The sequence below is a fragment of the Pseudoduganella rivuli genome (assembly GCF_009674485.1).
Lineage (GTDB): Bacteria > Pseudomonadota > Gammaproteobacteria > Burkholderiales > Burkholderiaceae_D > Rugamonas > Rugamonas rivuli_B.
The window spans coordinates 205,274-222,425 of the sequence record NZ_WKJJ01000004.1 but is presented as its reverse complement, the minus strand read 5'-3'; the positions used below and the strand labels follow the sequence as shown (position 1 = coordinate 222,425).

Genomic DNA, 17,152 nt, shown 5'->3' with positions numbered 1-17,152 from the left:
GTTTAAAAAATGTCGCCCTGGGCGACGGTTTGGGTGAATTCGAGGATGCCGTCGGCCAGCGTGCCGAAGGCCGCGTAACGCGGGTCCTGGGTCCCGCCTTGCCGGTAGCGCGCATGAAGTTGGTGAAAAATCACGGCCAGCTTGAACATGGCCAGCACGCGGTAAAAACGGAAGTCCGACAGGTCACGGCCGGTCGCCCGCGCATAGGCCAGCGCCGCCTGTTCGCGGGTCGGAAAACCGGGGTGCGCGGTCGGCATCTGGCGCAGCGCCTGCATGGCGGGCGGGTCGCCTGCCTCGGTCCAGTAACTGAGCGTGGTGGCCAGGTCGAACAACGCGTCGCCGCGTGTGCACTGGTCCCAGTCCAGCACGGCGACCGGCGCCAGCGTGCCGCCATCGAGCAGGATATTGTCGAGTTTGAGGTCGTTATGCAGCAGCGCGAACGGACCGTCCGGCACCCGGTTGGCGCGCAACCAGGCGCTCAGCGCCGGGATCAGCGGCGATGTGGTCCCTTCGGTGGCAAGCAACGCGCGCTTGCTCCAGCCCTCCACCGCCCGCTCCAGGAATCCCTGCGGCCGGCCCAGGTCGCCCAGGCCAAGCGCCCCGGTATCGAGCGCGTGCAGCCTCGCCAGCACGTCGATCATGGTCGCGCCCAGGCGGGCGCCGATGTCCGGCAGCGCCGACAGCGCGTCCGGCATGGCGCCGCGCACGGCAAAGCCGCGCCGGAATTCGATGATCTGGAACGGCGCCCCCAGCACGGCCGGATCGGCACCCAGGTACAAAGGCCGGGGCGCCAGGTCCAGGCCCTTCGACACACGCGCCAGGATGCCGAATTCGCGCGCCATGTCGAAGGCGCCGGGCGGCAATTCCCCGGGAGGCGGCCGGCGCAGCACCGCCTCGCGGCCGTCGACCAGCACCAGGTAATTCAGGTTGGCCAGGCCGCCTGAAAACTGGCGCGGCGGCTCGGCCAGCGACAATGCCATGCCGTGTTGCGCCAGGTGCGCGGCCAGCCGCGGCCAGTCCTGCGGCACGCTGTCAGCCGGCGTGCGCAACTGCGGCGCGGTATCGATCAATGGCGGGTTCAACATCGCATTCATGCCGCGCTCCTTTCGGCCAGCAGCCGTTCACGGATAATTTCGCGCAAGCGGTCCTTGCGGATCTTGCCGGTCGGCGTGCGCGGCAGCGCTTCCAGCACGACCAGGCGCTCGGGATATTTTTGCCTTGCCACGCCGCACGCGCCGACATGGGCGACCAGTTGCGCAAAGTCGAGCATCTTGCCCGCCTTAAGCGTGACGAAGGCGCACACCGTCTCGCCCAGCCGTTCGTGCGGCATGGCGACGACCGCCGCCTCGTCGATGGCGGGATGCCGGTGCAGGATGTCTTCGACTTCCTTGGCGCTGATCTTTTCGCCGCCGCGGTTGATCAAGTCCTTCTTGCGGCCGGTGATGACGATGGCCCGCTGCGGCGTCACGTGCCCCAGGTCGCCGGTGTGGAAGAAGCCGTCGTCGTCGAAACTGTCCAGGGTTTGCTGCGGATCGGCATAGCCCAGCATCATGGCCGGTCCACGCGCGCAGATTTCGCCTTCGACGCCGTCGGGCACCTCGCGGCCATCGTCGTCCACCACGCGCACGGCGTAATGGACGATTTCGCCGTCGGTCTCGGCGGCCAGATCGACCTGGCCGTCGCCGACGAAGCCCAGCGTCGTCAGCGGCACTTCGCTGGCCCCGAATACCCGGAACGCCTTGCAGTTCTCGAACACTTCACGCGCCTTGCGGATCAGCGCGGGCGGCACGGCGGCGCCGCCGCAGGCATAGCTGCGCAGCGACGGCAGGCGTTTGCCCTGTAGCGCCGCTTCGGCCAGCAGCTCTTGCAGGAATGGCGTCGCCCCCATGCTCATGGTGACCTGTTCGCGCTCGATCAGCGCCACGCCTTCGGCGGCATTCCACCGTTCCATGAACACGGCGCGCATGCCCGACTGGATCGGCAACTCCAGCCCGGACCCGTAACCGGTGATGTGCGTCACCGGGGACGCCATCAGCATGGTGTCGCCCTCGTCCTGCCCCCAGTGTTCGATCGCGCGGCGCACCGCGTATTCCATGCTGTTATGCGAATGCAGCACGCCCTTGGGCCGCCCGGTGGTGCCCGACGTATATAAAATCAGTTTGACGGCGTTCGGATCGACCGCCGGCGCGCTGCCCAGCCGGTTGCCCGCGGCGGTCAGGACTTCGTAACTGCAGGCATCGCGTTGGTCCGGCGCCATGCGCACCGGACAGATCATTTGCAGCGCTGGCAATTGCGGCGCCAGGCGGCGCATCATCGCCATGTAGTCGACGCCCCGGTATTCCCCCGGCACGAACGCGGCCTTGACGCCGGCATCGGCCAGCATGTAAGCCAGTTCCGCGTCGCGGTAGATCGGCACGATCGGCGCCACCACCAGGCCCAGCATGGCGGCGGCGATATCGATCACAAGCGCCTCCACCCAGTTCGGCAACTGGAAGCTGACCACGTCGCCGGGCCGCAAGCCCTTCGCGCGCAGGCTGCCCGCCAGCGCATCGGCGTCGCGCACCAGTTCGGCGATGGTCCAGGCGCGCCCTTCGAACACGTGCGTGACGCGCTCTGGATCGCGTTCCGCCATCTCGCGCGCCATCTCGCCGATGGTCCGGTTGCGCCATGCGCCGCTGTTCACGTGGCCGGCGATCAGCGCGTCGTCGAGGCGCACTTGCCAGCCGCTTACATCGGTACGCATGGCTGTTCTCCCGGTTGATCCGCCGTCAGGCTATGTGCGGTAAAGCGCGCCATGTGCAGGTCGCGGCCGCCAAACAGGCTGTCGATCGTCATCGCACGTCTGAAATAATGGCTGACATCGAGTTCCTCGGTGATACCGAGCCCGCCGTGCATCTGCACGGCCTCGTTGGCCACCCGCCGCACGGCCGCGCCAACATAGGCGCGCGCGCCGCTGACGACGCGTTCGCGTTCGGCCCGCGGCAGCGCCAGCACCTGTTGCGCGGCATTGACCAGCGCGCGGCTTTCCTCCTGAAGCAAATACATGTCGACCATGCGGTGCTGCAAGGCTTGGTTGGTCCCGATCGGCTTGCCGAACTGCTTGCGCATTTTCAGGTAGGCGCCGCTGATGGCCACCAGGCTGGCAATCACCCCATACGCTTCCGCGCACAGCGCCACCGCCGCCTCGTCGAGCGCCAGGGCTATCGCGTCTTGCGCCGGCTGGCCGGGCTGGCCCAGCATTTCAGCCCGGGCGCCGTCGAAACGCAGGTTGGCGGCGCCACGGCCATCGACCAGGCGGTAGCTGCTGGCCGCCAGGTCGCCGGCGGCCACCATGCACAGCACCGCGTCGCCTGCCGGGTTGCGCGCCGCGACGATCACGCGGTCGGCGACATCGCCGTGCAGCACGCCGGTCTTGACGCCGTCCAGCAACCCGTCGCGCCACACGCAGGGAGCGTTGGCATCGTCCTGATGGGCGAACGCGAGTTTAACCGAACCGTCGGCCAGTTGCGGCAGCCACGCCTGGCGCTGCGCGGCGCTGCCCGTCCGCAGCAGCAGGCCGGTGCCCAGCACCGCGCTGGCCAGCAGCGGCTCGAGCAGCAAACGCCTGCCGGCCGCTTCCATCAGCACGCCGATCGCGGCGGCATCGGCGTCGATGCCGCCGTCGTCTTCCGGCAGGCGCAATGCCAGCCAGCCGAAATCGGCGTAATCGCGCCAGGCCCGGGGACTGAAACCGGGCGCGCGCCCAAGCACGCCGGCGCGGTCGAGAAAGCCGTAATGGTCATTGGTATAGCGCTGCACGGCGTCGCGCAGCATGGAAATGGTGTCGTGGTCGGTACTCATAGTCCCAGCACAGCCTTCGCGATGATGTTGCGCTGGATTTCCGACGAGCCGCCGAAAACCGTCGCCGCGCGATTGTAGAAGTGGTCTTTGATGATGCCGCCGGCATCGTCCGGCCCAAGCGGCGGCAGCCCGGCGCTGTGCAGCGCGGCCGGGTCGTAGGCGATGCCCGCCGCGCCCAGCAGGTCGACCAGGCTCTCGGCGATATCCTGGTACAGCTCGGTGCCGCGCAGCTTGATCAGCGACGCTTCGCCGCCGTTCTCGGTACCGTCCATCATGGCGCCGACCGCGCGGTAAGCGGCCTTTTCCAGCGCCAGATAGCGCAATTCCAGCGAGCCGATGCGGTTGCTCAGCAGCGGACTGTCGATCGGCCGCCCGCCGTCGGGCCCCTGTTCCTGCGCCAGCTCGCGCAGGCGGTGCAGCGCGTGCCACGCCATGCCGATGCTGGCGCCGGCCGTGCGTTCATTTTTCAGCAGGTACTTGGCGTAGGTCCAGCCGCCGCCCTCCTCGCCCACCAGGTTCGCGACGGGTACCCGCACGTCTTCCAGCCACACTTCGTTGACATGGTGGTAGCCGTCCATGGTGCGGATTTCCTTGACCGTCACGCCCGGGCTCTTCATGTCGATCAGCAGGAAGGAAATGCTGTCTTGCGGGCGTGCCTCGCGGCCGGTGCGGACCAGGCAGAACAGCCAGTCGGCCCAGTGCGCGTACGTGGTCCAGACCTTCTGGCCGTTGACGATGTAATGGTCGCCATCGCGCACGGCGGTGGTGCGCAGCGCGGCCAGGTCGGAACCGGCTTCCGGTTCCGAATAACCCTGCGCCCAAAACTCTTCATTGTTGACGATTTTCGGCAGGAAGCGCTGCTGTTGCGCCGCCGACCCGAAGGCATAGATCACCGGCCCGACGTATTTCACGCCGAACGGAATCACCCACGGGCAGCCATGGCGCGCCAGTTCGTCTTCGAAGACAAAGCGCTCCAGCGGCGACCAGGCCAGGCCGCCATGTTCGCGCGGCCAGTGGCCCACCGCCCAGCCCTGCGCCTGCAGCAGGCGCATCCACTGTAAATAATCGTCCTTGTCCAGCACCTGGTGCCGCTGCGACTTGCTGCGCAGGTCCGCCGGCAAATCGCGGCAAAACCGGCGGATGTCCTGGCGCAGGCGCTCGGCCCGGGCTTGTATGTCTTCAGTCATGCTTTTTCCTCGGGTGACAGGCGCAGCAACTGTGCGCCGCGGTTGCGGCCGTGGAACACCCTGCCCATCGCTTCAGGCAATCGTTCCAGGCCGTCGAGTATGTCGATCTGGTAGCGGATGCTGCCGTCCAGGATCCACTGTTCCAGCATCTGGACCACTTCGGCATAGCGGCTGTAATGGTCGGTGAGCAGGAAGCCTTCCATGCGGGCGCTCTTGTTGACCAATTGCATCAGGGCACTGCTGCGCTGCGTCCCGCCGCCGTTGTAGCTCGACACCAGGCCGCACAGCGCGATCCGGGCACGCCGGTTGATACGGTCGAGCACCTGGTCCAGCACCGGGCCGCCGACGTTCTCGAACAGTATGTCCACGCCGTCCGGACAGGCTTCATCAAGGCGCCGGCCGACATCATCAGCCTTGTAATCGATGGCCGCGTCGACCCCGCACTGATCGAGCAGCCAGCCGCATTTATCCGGCCCGCCGGCCACGCCGACCACGCGCAATCCCAGCTTCTTGCCGATCTGGCACACCAGCGAGCCGACACTGCCGGCGGCCGCCGTCACCACCAGCGTCTCGCCGGCCTGCGGCCGGCAGATTTCCGTCAGCCCGCAATAGGCGGTCAGACCCTGCACATCGAGCACCGTGCGGTAGGCGGCCAGCGGCAGGCCGGGGTGCGCCGTCACCGACTGCAGCCGTTCGGCCGGCGCCACGTACCATTGCTGGCAGCCGCCCATGCCGTTCACATAGGTCCCAACCGCCAGCGCCGGATGGTTCGACGCTTCCACCACGCCCAGCGTGATGCCGGTCATCACCTCGCCCAGCGGCTGCGGCGGCAGGTAGCTCTCCTTTTCATCCATCCACAGGCGCATCGACGGCGGCACGAACAAATAGATGTTGCGCACCAGCGCCTGCCCCGGGCCGGGCATTGGGCGCGCGGCGCTGCGGACGTCGAAGTCTTCGCGCGTGACTTCGCCCTGGGGCCGCGCGCGCAAACGCCATTCGATATTGCCGCTCACTTGGCCTCCTTACCGGCGTTCTGGTTACCAAGGCCGAGATACTTGTCGAGCGTCAGGTGGTGGTGGCGGATGCGGCTCTCCTGGTAGCTGGCCAGTTTCAGCTTGCCGCTCCTGGACGCCTTGAGCCCCTTCATCATGTGCGGCAGGTTGCGCATGTCTTCTTCGAACACGTCGCCCAGCGCGCCGATCTCGGGCGCCTTGTCAAAGGTCTCGTCGTCGCCCAGGCGGCGCAGCGGCGCGGCCGGCGGGCAGGCGGCGCCTTCCGGATAGCGTCCCAGCAGATACACGTCGAACAGGCAGTGCTCGTGGTCGTCGCCGTCGGGGATGAAGCGGTAGACAATGTTGCCGAAGTAGCCGGACCAGACCTGGAAATTCGGGAATACCGAATACAGGATCGCGTCTTCCAGTTCGGCCAGCGTGGCTTGCGACAGGTCCTGGCCGGAAATCGCGGAAAACATTTGCCGGTTGAGTTCACCGACATACTGGCGCGCGGTGACGCCTTCGGGCAGCACGTGGCCGTCGCCGTCGGTACTGGACATGCGGCCCGACAGGATCAGCATGTCGCGCATCACCGTGGCCTGGTCGACGCCGGACAGGTTCGCGCTCGGCACCCCCATCGGCGTGATGGCGCGTGCGATATGGTCGTCAAACACGTCGTACTGGCTGTCGACGTCGGACGTGAACGTCATGATGCCGGGATGGGTGGCCTTGGTGTGCATCGCTTCAAAAAAGGCTTCCTGCCCGACTTTCCAGTTGCAGGCCAGGCGCCGCTGCACGTGGGCGATCGAGCACGAACGGTCCATCATGTAATTTTTAAAATGGTCGGGCAGCACGCCCAGGAACTCGATCAGCGGCGGCGCATCCAAGTCGAAGTGAATGAAGACAAAACCGCCCCAGCTCTCGCAGCGCACCTGCGGCAATTCCATCTTGGCGTTGTCGACATGCTGGAAGTCCCATTCACAGGGTTTGCTCTTGAAGCGGCCTTGCAGATCCCACGTGAAACCGTGGAACGGACACTTCAGTTGCCCGGCGCAGCCGTTCTGGGTGCGCAGCGCGCGTCCGCGGTGCAGGCACGAGTTATAGAAGCCGCGGATCACGCCATCGTCGCCGCGCATGACGATGATCGACTTGTCGATGATGTCGTACAGGACATGGTCGCCGGGCTTGGGAATTTCCTCTTCGCGCACCACGAATTGCCAGGTTTTCGGCCACAGGCGCTGCGCTTCGAGGCGGTGGAAATCACGCGACGTATAGCGCGACGCATCGAGGTCTTCGTTGCCGAAGTTGGGCGGCACCGATTTCAGGTACTCGGGCACCGGCACCGTCTCTTCCTTGAGAAGACGCTGGAACACCAGCGGATCGCCCGCGGTTTCCGGCGGATTGACGGTGAATTTGATGTCCACGGGTTTGTTCATGTCGCGTCTCCTGTTGATTGAATGTTGTTGTTTCTTGCATCGTTGATTTCCCGCAGGGCCACCGCGGCCAGCTGGTCGAGCAGGCGCTGCAGCCGCGCGCCTGTCAGGGCCGGCGCCATGCCGATGGCGACCGGCCGCATCGACGACAGGATCAGGTCCATCAAGACCTGGCGGGTTGCTTCCACGCCGGACAGGAACGGGAAGTGCTTGACCATGCTGTCCGACAGCTTCTTGTCGAGCGCCTTTTCCAGCGGGTACATGGCGCGCCGGAATGCCACGTCGGTACGGGCGCCGCGCTGCAGTTCGTTCAGCGCCAGGAACGAGGGCAAGGCGAAGTAACGCTGCAGCACCGCCATCGTGTCGCGCATGTCGTCCAGGCCCGGCATGCCCGCCGGATGCACGCGGATACGGCCGATCATCCGGTCGTATTCGTCGGCGCGGCGTTCGATCACGAACTGCGCCGCCGCCTCGAACACGTCGGCACGCGCCTTGAAGTGATGGGTCATCGCGCCGCGCGACACGCCGGCCCGCCTGGCGATCTTTTCCGCCGTGGTTTGCGCATAGCCGACGTCGACCAGGCAGTCCAGCGTCGCCTCGAGGATCGCGATGCGGGTCTGGCCGCTCTTTTCAGATTGCCACGGGCTGCCCCCGGCCATGGCGCCGCGACGCGTCCGGCGCGTGCGCGGCAGGTCGGCAGGTTCGAGCGCAAGGCTTCTCATCGCATACCCCGTTCTAGGACAGGCGCACCGAATGCGCGTAGTCCACCGTCAGCGTGCTGCCGTTGATGTAGGACGAGGCTTCGCTCGCCAGCAGCAACAGCGCGCCATCGAGCTCCTCCAGGCGTCCCAGCCGTTTGGGCGGCAGGTTCGCGATCTCCTTCTTGCCCGCGTCGGATTCGAAAAAGGGATTGGTCATCTCCGACGGGAAATAGCCGGGCGCGATCGCATTGACCCGGATGCCGTGCGGCAGCAGGTCGAGCGCCATGTATTCGGTCAGGTTAATCAGCGCACCCTTGGTCACGCCGTAGTTGATGAAATTCTCCTTGGCCTGCTTGCCGAGGATGGAAGCGATATTGACGATGGCGCCGGGCTGCCCGCGCGCGATCAGCCGGCGCGCCATTTCCTGCGACACGTGATAGGGGCCGGACAGGTTCACGTCCAGGACCGAGCTCCACTGCGCCTCGCTCATCTCGGGGAACGGCGCCGGCGCCGACAGGCCCGCGTTATTGATGACGATATCGACCACGCCAAGTTTTTCCTGGACCTGGTCGAAAGCGCGGTTGATCGACGCGCGGCTGGCCACGTCGATTTCGCAGGCGTACGCCACACCGCCCCGGTCGGCGATGCCTTGCACCACCTCGCCAAGCCGGTCGATACGGCGCGCCACCACCGCCACCTTGGCGCCGGCCTGCGCCAGCACCGCCGCAAAATGCGCGCCAAAGCCGCTGCTGGCGCCGGTCACCAGCGCGACCCGGCCCTCCAGTGAAAATCGCTGTTCGATGGTTTTCATTTTCTTACCTCGCAAGTTCAGTTGGCAAGTTCAGCGGGAGCGGCCAGCTGACCTGCAATGAAGCGGACAAAACGCGCCGCGTCGGCGCCGTTGATGACGCGGTGGTCGTAGCTGAGCGACAGCGGCATGGCCAGCGTGGCCACCACCTTGCCGTCGGCCAGCGCCAGCCTTTCGACGGTGCGTGTCACGCCCAGGATCGCCACTTCCGGCGCATTGATGATGGGTGTAAAGGACGTGCCACCGATGGCGCCCAGCGAACTGACGGAAAAACAGCCGCCCGACATGTCCGCCATCGGCAAGCCCTTGCTGCGCGCCCGGGTGGTCTTGTCCGCCAGTTCGGCGGCAATCTCGACCACCGACTTTTTGTCGCAGTCGCGGATCACCGGCACCATCAGCCCGTTCGGCGTTTCCACCGCGACGCCGATGTGGACGTAGCGTTTCATGACCAGCGCATTGCCGTCGGGCGACAGCGAGGCGTTAAAGCGCGGGAATGCCGCCAGCGCCCTGGCTGCGGCCTTGACCAGGAACGGCACCGGCGTCAGCCTGATGCCGCCCGCCGCGAGTTTCCTGCGGAACGCTTCCAGGGCGTCGACACAGGCTTCGTCGTTGTGCGTCACATGGGGAATCTGGGCCCAGTTGCGCGACAGGAAGGACGCCACCAGCTTCTGGTTGCGCGGCAGCGCCACGGTTTCCACCTCGCCGAACTGGGCGAAGTCCATCACCGGCATCGGCGGCAGCGTGGCGGGCCAGGCGGCCGGCGCCGGCGCGGTAGGGAGGACGGCGGCGTCCATTACGCGATCTCGCCGATCACGGTGCCGACTTCATAGGTCTCGCCGGCGGGCTTGATGATTTTTAAGATGCCGTCCTCGATCGCTTCGATTTCCTGCACCGCCTTTTCGCTTTCCAGGCCGTAGATCGCCTGCCCTTTCTTCACCGCGGCGCCGTCCGGCACCATCCATTCCACCAGCAACGCTTCGTTCATAGAAAAGCCCAGCTTGGGCAACAGGATTTCGGTAGCCATGATGTGTTTCTCCTTTTATTTGAGTACGTGCAGGATTGCGTCAAGAATGCGGTCCTGGCCAGGCATGTACGCCATCTCGAGCGGCTTCGAGAATGGCACCGGCGAACGCACCGCCCCCAGCCGCGCGACCGGCGCCTTGAGGCGGCCAAACAGGTCCTGGTGCAGGCGCGCCGCGATCTCGGCGCCGACGCCGAATTCGCTCTGCGCCTCGTGCACCACCAGCGCGCGCCCGGTTTTTGCCACCGACCTGCAAACCGAGTCGAAGTCGAGCGGTGCAATGGTGCGAAGGTCGACCACTTCGATGGAAATATTGTCCTTGGCGAGTTTATTGGCCACGGCGACGGCGTCGTTCACGGTGCGGCTATAGCTGATCACCGTCGCATCGGTGCCTTCGCGCACCACGCTGGCTTTGCCGAGCGGGATCCGTTCGCCCCTGACCGGCGCGATGCCGGGCGCGAAATACATCGGCATGTTTTCAATGAAGATGCACGGATCATCGTCAAAAATGCACGACAGCAGCAAGCCATACGCGTCGGCCGGGCTCGATGGCGCCACCACCTTCAGGCCGGCGGTGTGCGCGAACCACGCTTCCAGGTAATCGCCATGCTGGCCGCCGGTGCCGAAGCCGGCCCCGGTGGCGGTGCGGATGGTCAAGGGCACATGGGTCTGGCCGCCGGTCATGAAGCGCAGCTTGGCGGCGTGGTTGACGATCTGGTCCATGGCCACCGTCATGAAGTTCATCAGCATGATCTCGGCCACCGGCCGCATGCCGGCCAGTGCCGCGCCGACCGCCGCGCCGATGATGGCTTGCTCGGCGATCGGCGTCGAGCGCACCCGTTCATTGCCGTGCCGGGTCGACAAGCCACTGGTGCACTTGAAGACGCCGCCGCCCTGCGGGTCCGCCACGTCTTCGCCCAGCACCAGCACGGAAGGGTCGAGCGCCAGCGCATCGTCCAGTGCCATATTGATGGCTTGCGCCATCGTGACTTTTTGTTGGTTGGCGTTCGTGTTCATGCTGCGTTCTCCATCGCGTAGACATCTTTCTGCAATTCGGACACATCGGGATAGGGGCTGGCCAGCCCGTACTGGGCCGCTTCGGCTATGGCTTGCGCGTTGGCGGCTTCGATGGACGCCAGCTCAGCGTCGGACGCGTGGCCGTTGTCGATCAGCCAGCTGCGCAGGCGCGGCACCGGATCGGCCGCGATGGCGGCCGCCATCTCTTCCTTCGGGATGTAATGGCTGTCGTCGCCCAGCAGGTGGCCACGGAAGCGGAAGGTTTTCGCATCCAGCAAGGTCGGCCCCTGCCCGGCGCGGGCGCGCTCGATTGCGGTCCTTGCCGCGTCCCACATGGCCAGCGCATCGTTGCCGTCGACCGCGATGCCGGGCATGCCGTAGGCAATGCCACGGTCGGCGATGGTGCGGGACGACGTGCCGTCTTCATACTTCGTGTGTTCGGCATAGCCATTGTTCTGGCACACAAACACCACGGGCAGCTTCCACACCGAGGCCAGATTCAATGCCTCGTGGAAGGCGCCGATGTTGGAGGCGCCATCGCCGAAATTGCAGACCACCACCTGCCCGCTCTTTTTCAGTTGCGCCGCCCACGCCAGGCCGTTGGCGATCGGCAGCCCGGCGCCGACGATGCCGGTGGTCACGGGCAAGCCCGAGTCGAGGTGGGTGATGTGCATCGGCCCGCCCTTGCCCTTGCAGGTACCAGTGGCGCGACCCATGAACTCGGCCATGAACGGTTTCAAGGGAATGCCCTTGGCCAGCTGGTCGTGGATGCCGCGGTAGGTGGTCACCACGATATCGCTGGGACGCAGGTTCACCGACACCGCCGCCGGGATGATTTCCTGCCCGCGCGTCGAGTAGTACGGCGAGGCGATCTGGCCGGCCTTGATCAGTTCGATGAAACGGTCATCGGTCTGCTTGATCAGCGTCGCCAGGCGGTAGATCTCGCGCAGCACCGATGCATCCGGTTGTATGTTCTCACTCATGGCAGCTTACCTCGTGATGGTTTAAAGATAAAAACATGTTTGTTTTTAATTGAAAGGTTGGCCCGGCGGAACCGGGCATGACATCATCGTCCGTGCGCCATCGCCTGGGCGGGCGAATCCGTAGCCGAATCTGTAGCCGGTGCGGAAATCGATGCCGCGCCAGGTTCGGCCGCCGGTTCGGTCTGCGGCCGAACCCCGCGCAGCAGGAAATGCGACAGCGCGGGAATCAGGATCAGCGCGCCCAGCATGTTCCAGACGAACATGAAGGTCAGCAGGATGCCCATGTCGGCCTGGAACTTGATTGGCGACCAGGCCCAGGTAACCACACCGGCCGCCAGGGTCACGCCGACCAGCCCCACCACCTTGCCGGTAAACGCCACCGCGCGCTGGTAGGCCAGCGCCAGCGGCAACCCCTGGCGCTGCAAGGTCAGTTGTACGCTCAGCAGGTAGAGCGCGTAGTCGACGCCAATGCCGACGCCCAGCGCCACCACCGGCAGGGTCGCCACCTTGACGCCGATCCCCAGCTGCACCATCAACGCTTCAGCCAGGATCGACGTCAGCACCAGCGGCAGCACGGCGACGACCACCGCGCGCCAGTTGCGAAAGGTCACCGCGCACAGCAGGATCACCGCGCCATACACGTAGAACAGCATGGTGCGGTTGGCCTCCCTGACCACGATGTTGGTGGCCGCGTCGACGCCGGCGCTGCCGGCCGCCAGCAGGAACTGGCGGTCCTTGGTATCGTGGCCGGCGGCAAAGGTGCGCGCCGCCTGCACCACCCGGTCCAGGGTTTCCGCCTTGTGGTCGGACAGGAACGCCAATACCGGCAGCAGCGAGCACTGCGCATTGATGAATTCCGAATTCCAGTTCAGCGCATTGTTAATCTGCGGATCGATCAGGGCCTGGTTGTCGCTGACCGTCATCCATTTCGGGTTGCCTTCCATGCCGCCCGACGTGTAGGCGCGCACGGTATCGGCCAGCGACACGGTGCGCTGCACGCCGGGCACCTGCGCCAGGGTCCAGCTCAGCCGGTCGGCTTCGGTCAGCGTTTCAAAGGAGCGGCACTGGTCCGGCGGGGTTTTCACCATCACGGCGAAGACGTCGCTGGAAATGCCGTAGTGGGCGGTAATGAAGGCGTTATCGAGGTTGTAGCGCGAATCGGGCCGCAATTCCGATGCGCCGCTATCGAGGTCGCCGACCTGCAACTTTTCACTGTGCAGGTAGCCGACGCCGCCCAGCAACACCGCCAGGCCGATCGCGCCGGCGGCCCAACGCCGTTCGGTGAACCGCACCAGCAGCGCCCACGCCTGGCCGAAGCCCCGGGCGCCGTCCTGCTCTTCGCGCAGGCTGCGTTGCGCGGCCCGCGGGCTGACGCCGACATACGACAGCAGCACCGGCAGCAGGATCAGGTTGGTGCCGATCAGCACCGCCACACCGAGGCTGGCGGTCAGCGCCAGCTCGCGGATCACGGGGATGTCGATCACCATCAGTACCGCGAAACCGACGGCATCGGCCAGCAGCGCCGTGATACCGGCCAAAAACAGGCGGCGGAAGGTATACCGCGCCGCCACCCATTTGTGCGTGCCGCGCCCGATGTCCTGCATGATGCCGTTCATTTTTTGCGCGCCGTGGCTGACGCCAATGGCGAACACCAGGAACGGCACCAGCATCGAAAACGGATCGAGCCCGTAGCCCAGCATGACGACGATGCCGAGTTGCCAGATCACAGCGACAATCGAGCAGGCCACCACCAGCGTGGTGCTGCGCAGGCAGCGCGTGAATAAATAGATGATCAGGGTGGCGATGGCGGCGGCGGCAAGGAAGAAAAACATCACCTTGCGCAAGCCTTCGATCAGGTCGCCGGCCAGCTTGGCGAAGCCGATGACATAGACCTTGACCCGGGGCTGCGGCCCGCTGCCATATTGCGCGCGGATTTTTTCCAGCGCCATCGACAATTGGTGGTAGTCGACCGGCTTGCCCTGCGCATCGGCGGCCAGCAGCGGGATCACGATCATGCTGGACTTGTAGTCGTTGGCGACCAGGCTGCCGACCACACCGGCGCGTGCGATGTTGATGCGCAAGTCATTGATGGACTTCGCACTGCCGTCATAATCGTTGGGCAACACCGGGCCGCCCGTAAAGCCCTCCTCCGTCACCTCGACCCAGCGCACCACCGGCGTAAAAATCGATTTCATCCACGAGCGGTCGACACCCGGCAGGATGAAAATCTCATCGTTGATTTTTGCCAGCGTGGCGAGGTATTCCGGGTCGAAGATGTCGCCCCGTGGATTTTCAATCACCACCCGCACCGCGTCGCCGAGGCCGCGCAGCTGGTCGCGGTTTTCCACGTAGTTCTTGATGTAGGCATGGCCGTGCGGCAGCATCTTGTCGAAACTGGCGCTTACCACCAGGCCGCGCAGCTGGAACGCGAACAGTGCCGTGAGGACCAGGCAGGCGGCGATCAGCAGGCGGCGATGGTTGAAGATCAGGCGCTCGAGCAGATTGCCCGACGCATTGTTGAACGCCGCCGGATCTGAAACCACTTCCATGGCTTGCAGCTTGCCTTGCAGCTTATCTAAGTCTGTCATGTTGTCTTCCCGTGACTTTTTCAATTACTTGACGGATTCCAGGCGCACGCCTTCGGAACCCGCCAGGGCGATCTGGTTGCCGCCCAGCGCGGCGACGCCAAAATACGACATCGGCCGCGCACTCTTGTACGTGGTGAACGATTTGCCGTTATCGCGGCTGAGATCGATGCCGCCGGCCTGGTTGACCAGCACGATGGCGCCATCCTGCAACACCGCGCCCGACGTGATGCCGGCCGGGGTGCCGGTGGAAAGCGTTTGCCAGGTCTTGCCCTCGTCTTCCGTGCGCAGCAGGCTGCCGCGCATGCCGAATACCAGCAGGCCGCCCGGCCCGGTGCTGACCACGCCGAACAGCGTGCCCTTGTACGGCGTGCGCATGGCGACGAAGCGCTGGGACGCGGCATCGAGCCGCCACACCATGCCCTGCTCGCCCGCCAGGTAGAGGCCATGGGCGCCGCCGCGTATCGCATAGAAATGCAATTCATCGGGGTTGTCGCTGCGTTCCATCCATGGCGTCCAGGTCTTGCCGCCATCCTGCGTGCGGAACAACCGGTTGAAGGTGCCGACCACGTAGCCGCTGGTGGCGCTGTCGAAGTACACGTCGAGGAAGGGTTGCGTGCCGTCGACGGCCAGGCTTTGCTCGCGCTTGAGGAACTGCCCGACGTTGTTGCCTGCGTCCAGTTGCGCCTGGTAGTGGCGTATCGCCAGGGCCGAGGCCTCGCGGCCATCGAGCTGGCAGGTCCAGGTGGCGCCGCCATCGGCGCTGTGCAGCACGACGCCGCCGTGGCCAACCGCCCAGCCCAGCCTGGCCGTGGGGAAGGACACCGCCAGCAAGTCGCTGCTGACCGGCGACGCGGCCTGCGTCCACTGGCGGCCGCCGTCGTCCGAGATCACGATATGGCCACGCAGGCCGACCCCGACGATGCGGCTGCCGGCCCTGGCCAGCGCCAGGATGGGACTGGTGGCGGCCAGGCGGCTGGGCATCGCGCCCTGGTCTTGCGGCGGCTGGAAGGCCGGCGCGGCGGCGGATGGCGCAGCCGGCGCAACGGCCAGCACGATGGCCTGAAGCGCACAGGCCAGGCCGCGAAAAATAAATGACTGAACAAAGCGCATGGCGACTCCTGCAAGATTGACTCGATACCGGCCGGGAACGGGTGGCCCCGGCCGGGGTTCGCGCTCCGGGCGTCAGCGCACGCCTTCGCCGGCCAGCGCCTCCGGCGTGAAGAAGGACGATGGCTTGGGCGGAGTGACGATCCAGCCGCCGGTGTCGGTGACATCTTCCTGGCGCGCGTAGTTGCCGGTCGCCAGGTCGTAGGTCACCCATTCGTCGGTGGAATGGCCCTGCGTTTCATACAGCGAGATCGGCAGCGAGTGCGTGGTGCGGTAGATCTGGCCGGTGGAATCGTAGTTGTCGGAGATGCCGATGCCCGGCATGTCTTCGTCCCAGTACAGCGTGCGCTTGGCGTACACATTGCGCTTGCCGGGCTTGAGCGTGGCCTCGACCACCCAGACGCGGTGCAGTTCCCAGCGCATGCAATCCGGATTCAGGTGGTTCTTGGTCTTCATCGCCACCGAACTCGGGCATTGCTGCGGATCGCGGATCTTGTAGGCGTTGTACGGAATGTACATTTCCTTCTTGCCGATCAGCTTGAAGTTGTAGCGGTCCAGCGAACCGTACCAGACCGCGGCCTCGTCGACCGTGCCGGCGCCACCGCCGGTCGGGCTGGGCGTATCGTAGGCGATGTCCGGCGCCAGCTTGACGCGGCGCTGGCCGGGTAAATACGAAAACGCCTTGCGGCCCACGCCGACCATGTCGACGCCGTCGAGCACGATCAGCTTCTCGCCGGCCTTGCGCGCAGGGTCGGTGTAATCGATGCGGATCCGTCCATAAGTCTCGTTGAGGGCGACTGGAGTGGTCTTGGCCGGGTTGTAGATCGGATAATCGATCCACATCTTGCCAACGCCGGTGACGGTACGGTTGCCCTGGGTATCGACGACGGTGCCCGTCATGCCCGCCGATTCCATCATGTAGGCGTCGAACTTCCACAGCCGGTTCCACATCACTTCACTGCCGGTCTTCGGAAACGGGAACGGGAAGCCGGCATAGCAGTTTTCCACTTGCAGGCCGTCGGCCACGGTCTTGCACTGGCCGACATTTTTCTTCGTGTTGTCCAGCACGTACTTCGGATAGTTCACCGTGCGGTGGCTCGGGTAGATATCCATGCGGTAGGTCGGATATTTCTTCATCATGGCCTTGTTGCCTTCGCTGACCTTGTCCGCGTACTTGTCGACGTTTCTCGCGTCGATGGAGAACAGGGGTTTTTCACCGGCGAACGGGTCGGGCCGCACGCCCGGCTTTTTCGGGTCATAGCTGGCGGGCGGCTTGATCGGCCCCGTGTACGCGGGGATGGTGCCGTCCTTGTTGCCTTCCTTTTCCGCGCCCCATGGCGTGAGCGTGGTGCCCAGTTTGGCGGCGTCTTCCTCGGCGCTGGCCAGGGCCGCACCGGACATGGCCAACCCGGCAAGTCCGGCGATCCCGGCGAGAGCGGTCATGATTTTGATCTTGTCGAACATGTTGATGTCTC

General features: G+C 65.4%; 15 protein-coding genes. All 15 read right to left on the bottom strand.

Annotated features, from left to right (window positions below; genetic code table 11):
- Window positions 1–2 precede the first annotated feature (2 nt).
- Window positions 3–1,094 carry a phosphotransferase family protein gene (locus GJ700_RS07965; protein ID WP_229506875.1) on the bottom strand — a complete coding sequence of 364 codons (1,092 nt, stop codon included), beginning with the start codon at window positions 1,092–1,094 and terminating at the stop codon, window positions 3–5.
- Complete coding sequence (locus tag GJ700_RS07960) at window positions 1,091–2,743, bottom strand: AMP-binding protein (RefSeq protein ID WP_154372370.1); 1,653 nt, start codon at window positions 2,741–2,743, stop codon at window positions 1,091–1,093. Before GJ700_RS07960 ends, GJ700_RS07965 begins: the two co-directional genes overlap by 4 nt.
- The gene (locus tag GJ700_RS07955) at window positions 2,728–3,840 is read right to left on the bottom strand and encodes an acyl-CoA dehydrogenase family protein (RefSeq protein WP_154372368.1); all 1,113 of its coding nucleotides are present in this window, start codon (window positions 3,838–3,840) and stop codon (window positions 2,728–2,730) included. Before GJ700_RS07955 ends, GJ700_RS07960 begins: the two co-directional genes overlap by 16 nt.
- The gene (locus GJ700_RS07950; RefSeq protein ID WP_154372366.1) at window positions 3,837–5,027 is read right to left on the bottom strand and encodes an acyl-CoA dehydrogenase family protein; all 1,191 of its coding nucleotides are present in this window, start codon (window positions 5,025–5,027) and stop codon (window positions 3,837–3,839) included. The genes GJ700_RS07955 and GJ700_RS07950 overlap by 4 nt, the downstream gene beginning before the upstream one ends.
- Window positions 5,024–6,040, bottom strand: a complete 1,017-nt coding sequence (locus tag GJ700_RS07945; RefSeq protein WP_371867877.1) for an NADP-dependent oxidoreductase — start codon at window positions 6,038–6,040, stop codon at window positions 5,024–5,026. The genes GJ700_RS07950 and GJ700_RS07945 overlap by 4 nt, the downstream gene beginning before the upstream one ends.
- The gene (locus GJ700_RS07940; RefSeq protein WP_154372364.1) at window positions 6,037–7,455 is read right to left on the bottom strand and encodes an aromatic ring-hydroxylating oxygenase subunit alpha; all 1,419 of its coding nucleotides are present in this window, start codon (window positions 7,453–7,455) and stop codon (window positions 6,037–6,039) included. Before GJ700_RS07940 ends, GJ700_RS07945 begins: the two co-directional genes overlap by 4 nt.
- Window positions 7,452–8,174: a TetR/AcrR family transcriptional regulator gene (locus GJ700_RS07935; RefSeq protein WP_154372361.1), complete on the bottom strand. Its 723-nt coding sequence runs from the start codon at window positions 8,172–8,174 to the stop codon at window positions 7,452–7,454. Before GJ700_RS07935 ends, GJ700_RS07940 begins: the two co-directional genes overlap by 4 nt.
- Window positions 8,175–8,187: 13 nt before the next feature.
- A complete protein-coding gene (locus GJ700_RS07930) occupies window positions 8,188–8,964 on the bottom strand; it encodes an SDR family NAD(P)-dependent oxidoreductase (RefSeq protein ID WP_154372359.1) in 777 nt (258 codons plus the stop codon).
- Window positions 8,965–8,981: 17 nt separating this feature from the next.
- Entirely contained in the window at window positions 8,982–9,755 is a 774-nt protein-coding gene (locus GJ700_RS07925) for a 2-oxo acid dehydrogenase subunit E2 (RefSeq protein ID WP_154372357.1), read from the bottom strand.
- A complete protein-coding gene (locus GJ700_RS07920) occupies window positions 9,755–9,985 on the bottom strand; it encodes a biotin/lipoyl-containing protein (protein ID WP_154372355.1) in 231 nt (76 codons plus the stop codon). The genes GJ700_RS07925 and GJ700_RS07920 overlap by 1 nt, the downstream gene beginning before the upstream one ends.
- Window positions 9,986–10,000: 15 nt before the next feature.
- The gene (locus GJ700_RS07915) at window positions 10,001–10,999 is read right to left on the bottom strand and encodes an alpha-ketoacid dehydrogenase subunit beta (protein WP_154372353.1); all 999 of its coding nucleotides are present in this window, start codon (window positions 10,997–10,999) and stop codon (window positions 10,001–10,003) included.
- Window positions 10,996–11,982 (bottom strand): thiamine pyrophosphate-dependent dehydrogenase E1 component subunit alpha, encoded by a 987-nt coding sequence (locus GJ700_RS07910; RefSeq protein ID WP_154372351.1) that lies wholly within the window; start codon window positions 11,980–11,982, stop codon window positions 10,996–10,998. Before GJ700_RS07910 ends, GJ700_RS07915 begins: the two co-directional genes overlap by 4 nt.
- An 83-nt stretch (window positions 11,983–12,065) precedes the next feature.
- On the bottom strand, window positions 12,066–14,570 hold the full coding sequence (locus GJ700_RS07905) for an efflux RND transporter permease subunit (protein ID WP_371867874.1): 2,505 nt from the start codon (window positions 14,568–14,570) through the stop codon (window positions 12,066–12,068).
- 24 nt (window positions 14,571–14,594) lie between these two features.
- Window positions 14,595–15,680, bottom strand: a complete 1,086-nt coding sequence (locus GJ700_RS07900) for a WD40/YVTN/BNR-like repeat-containing protein (RefSeq protein ID WP_154372349.1) — start codon at window positions 15,678–15,680, stop codon at window positions 14,595–14,597.
- Window positions 15,681–15,752: 72 nt separating this feature from the next.
- Window positions 15,753–17,141, bottom strand: a complete 1,389-nt coding sequence (locus GJ700_RS07895) for a DUF1329 domain-containing protein (RefSeq protein WP_154372347.1) — start codon at window positions 17,139–17,141, stop codon at window positions 15,753–15,755.
- Between the last annotated feature and the right edge of the window lie 11 nt (window positions 17,142–17,152).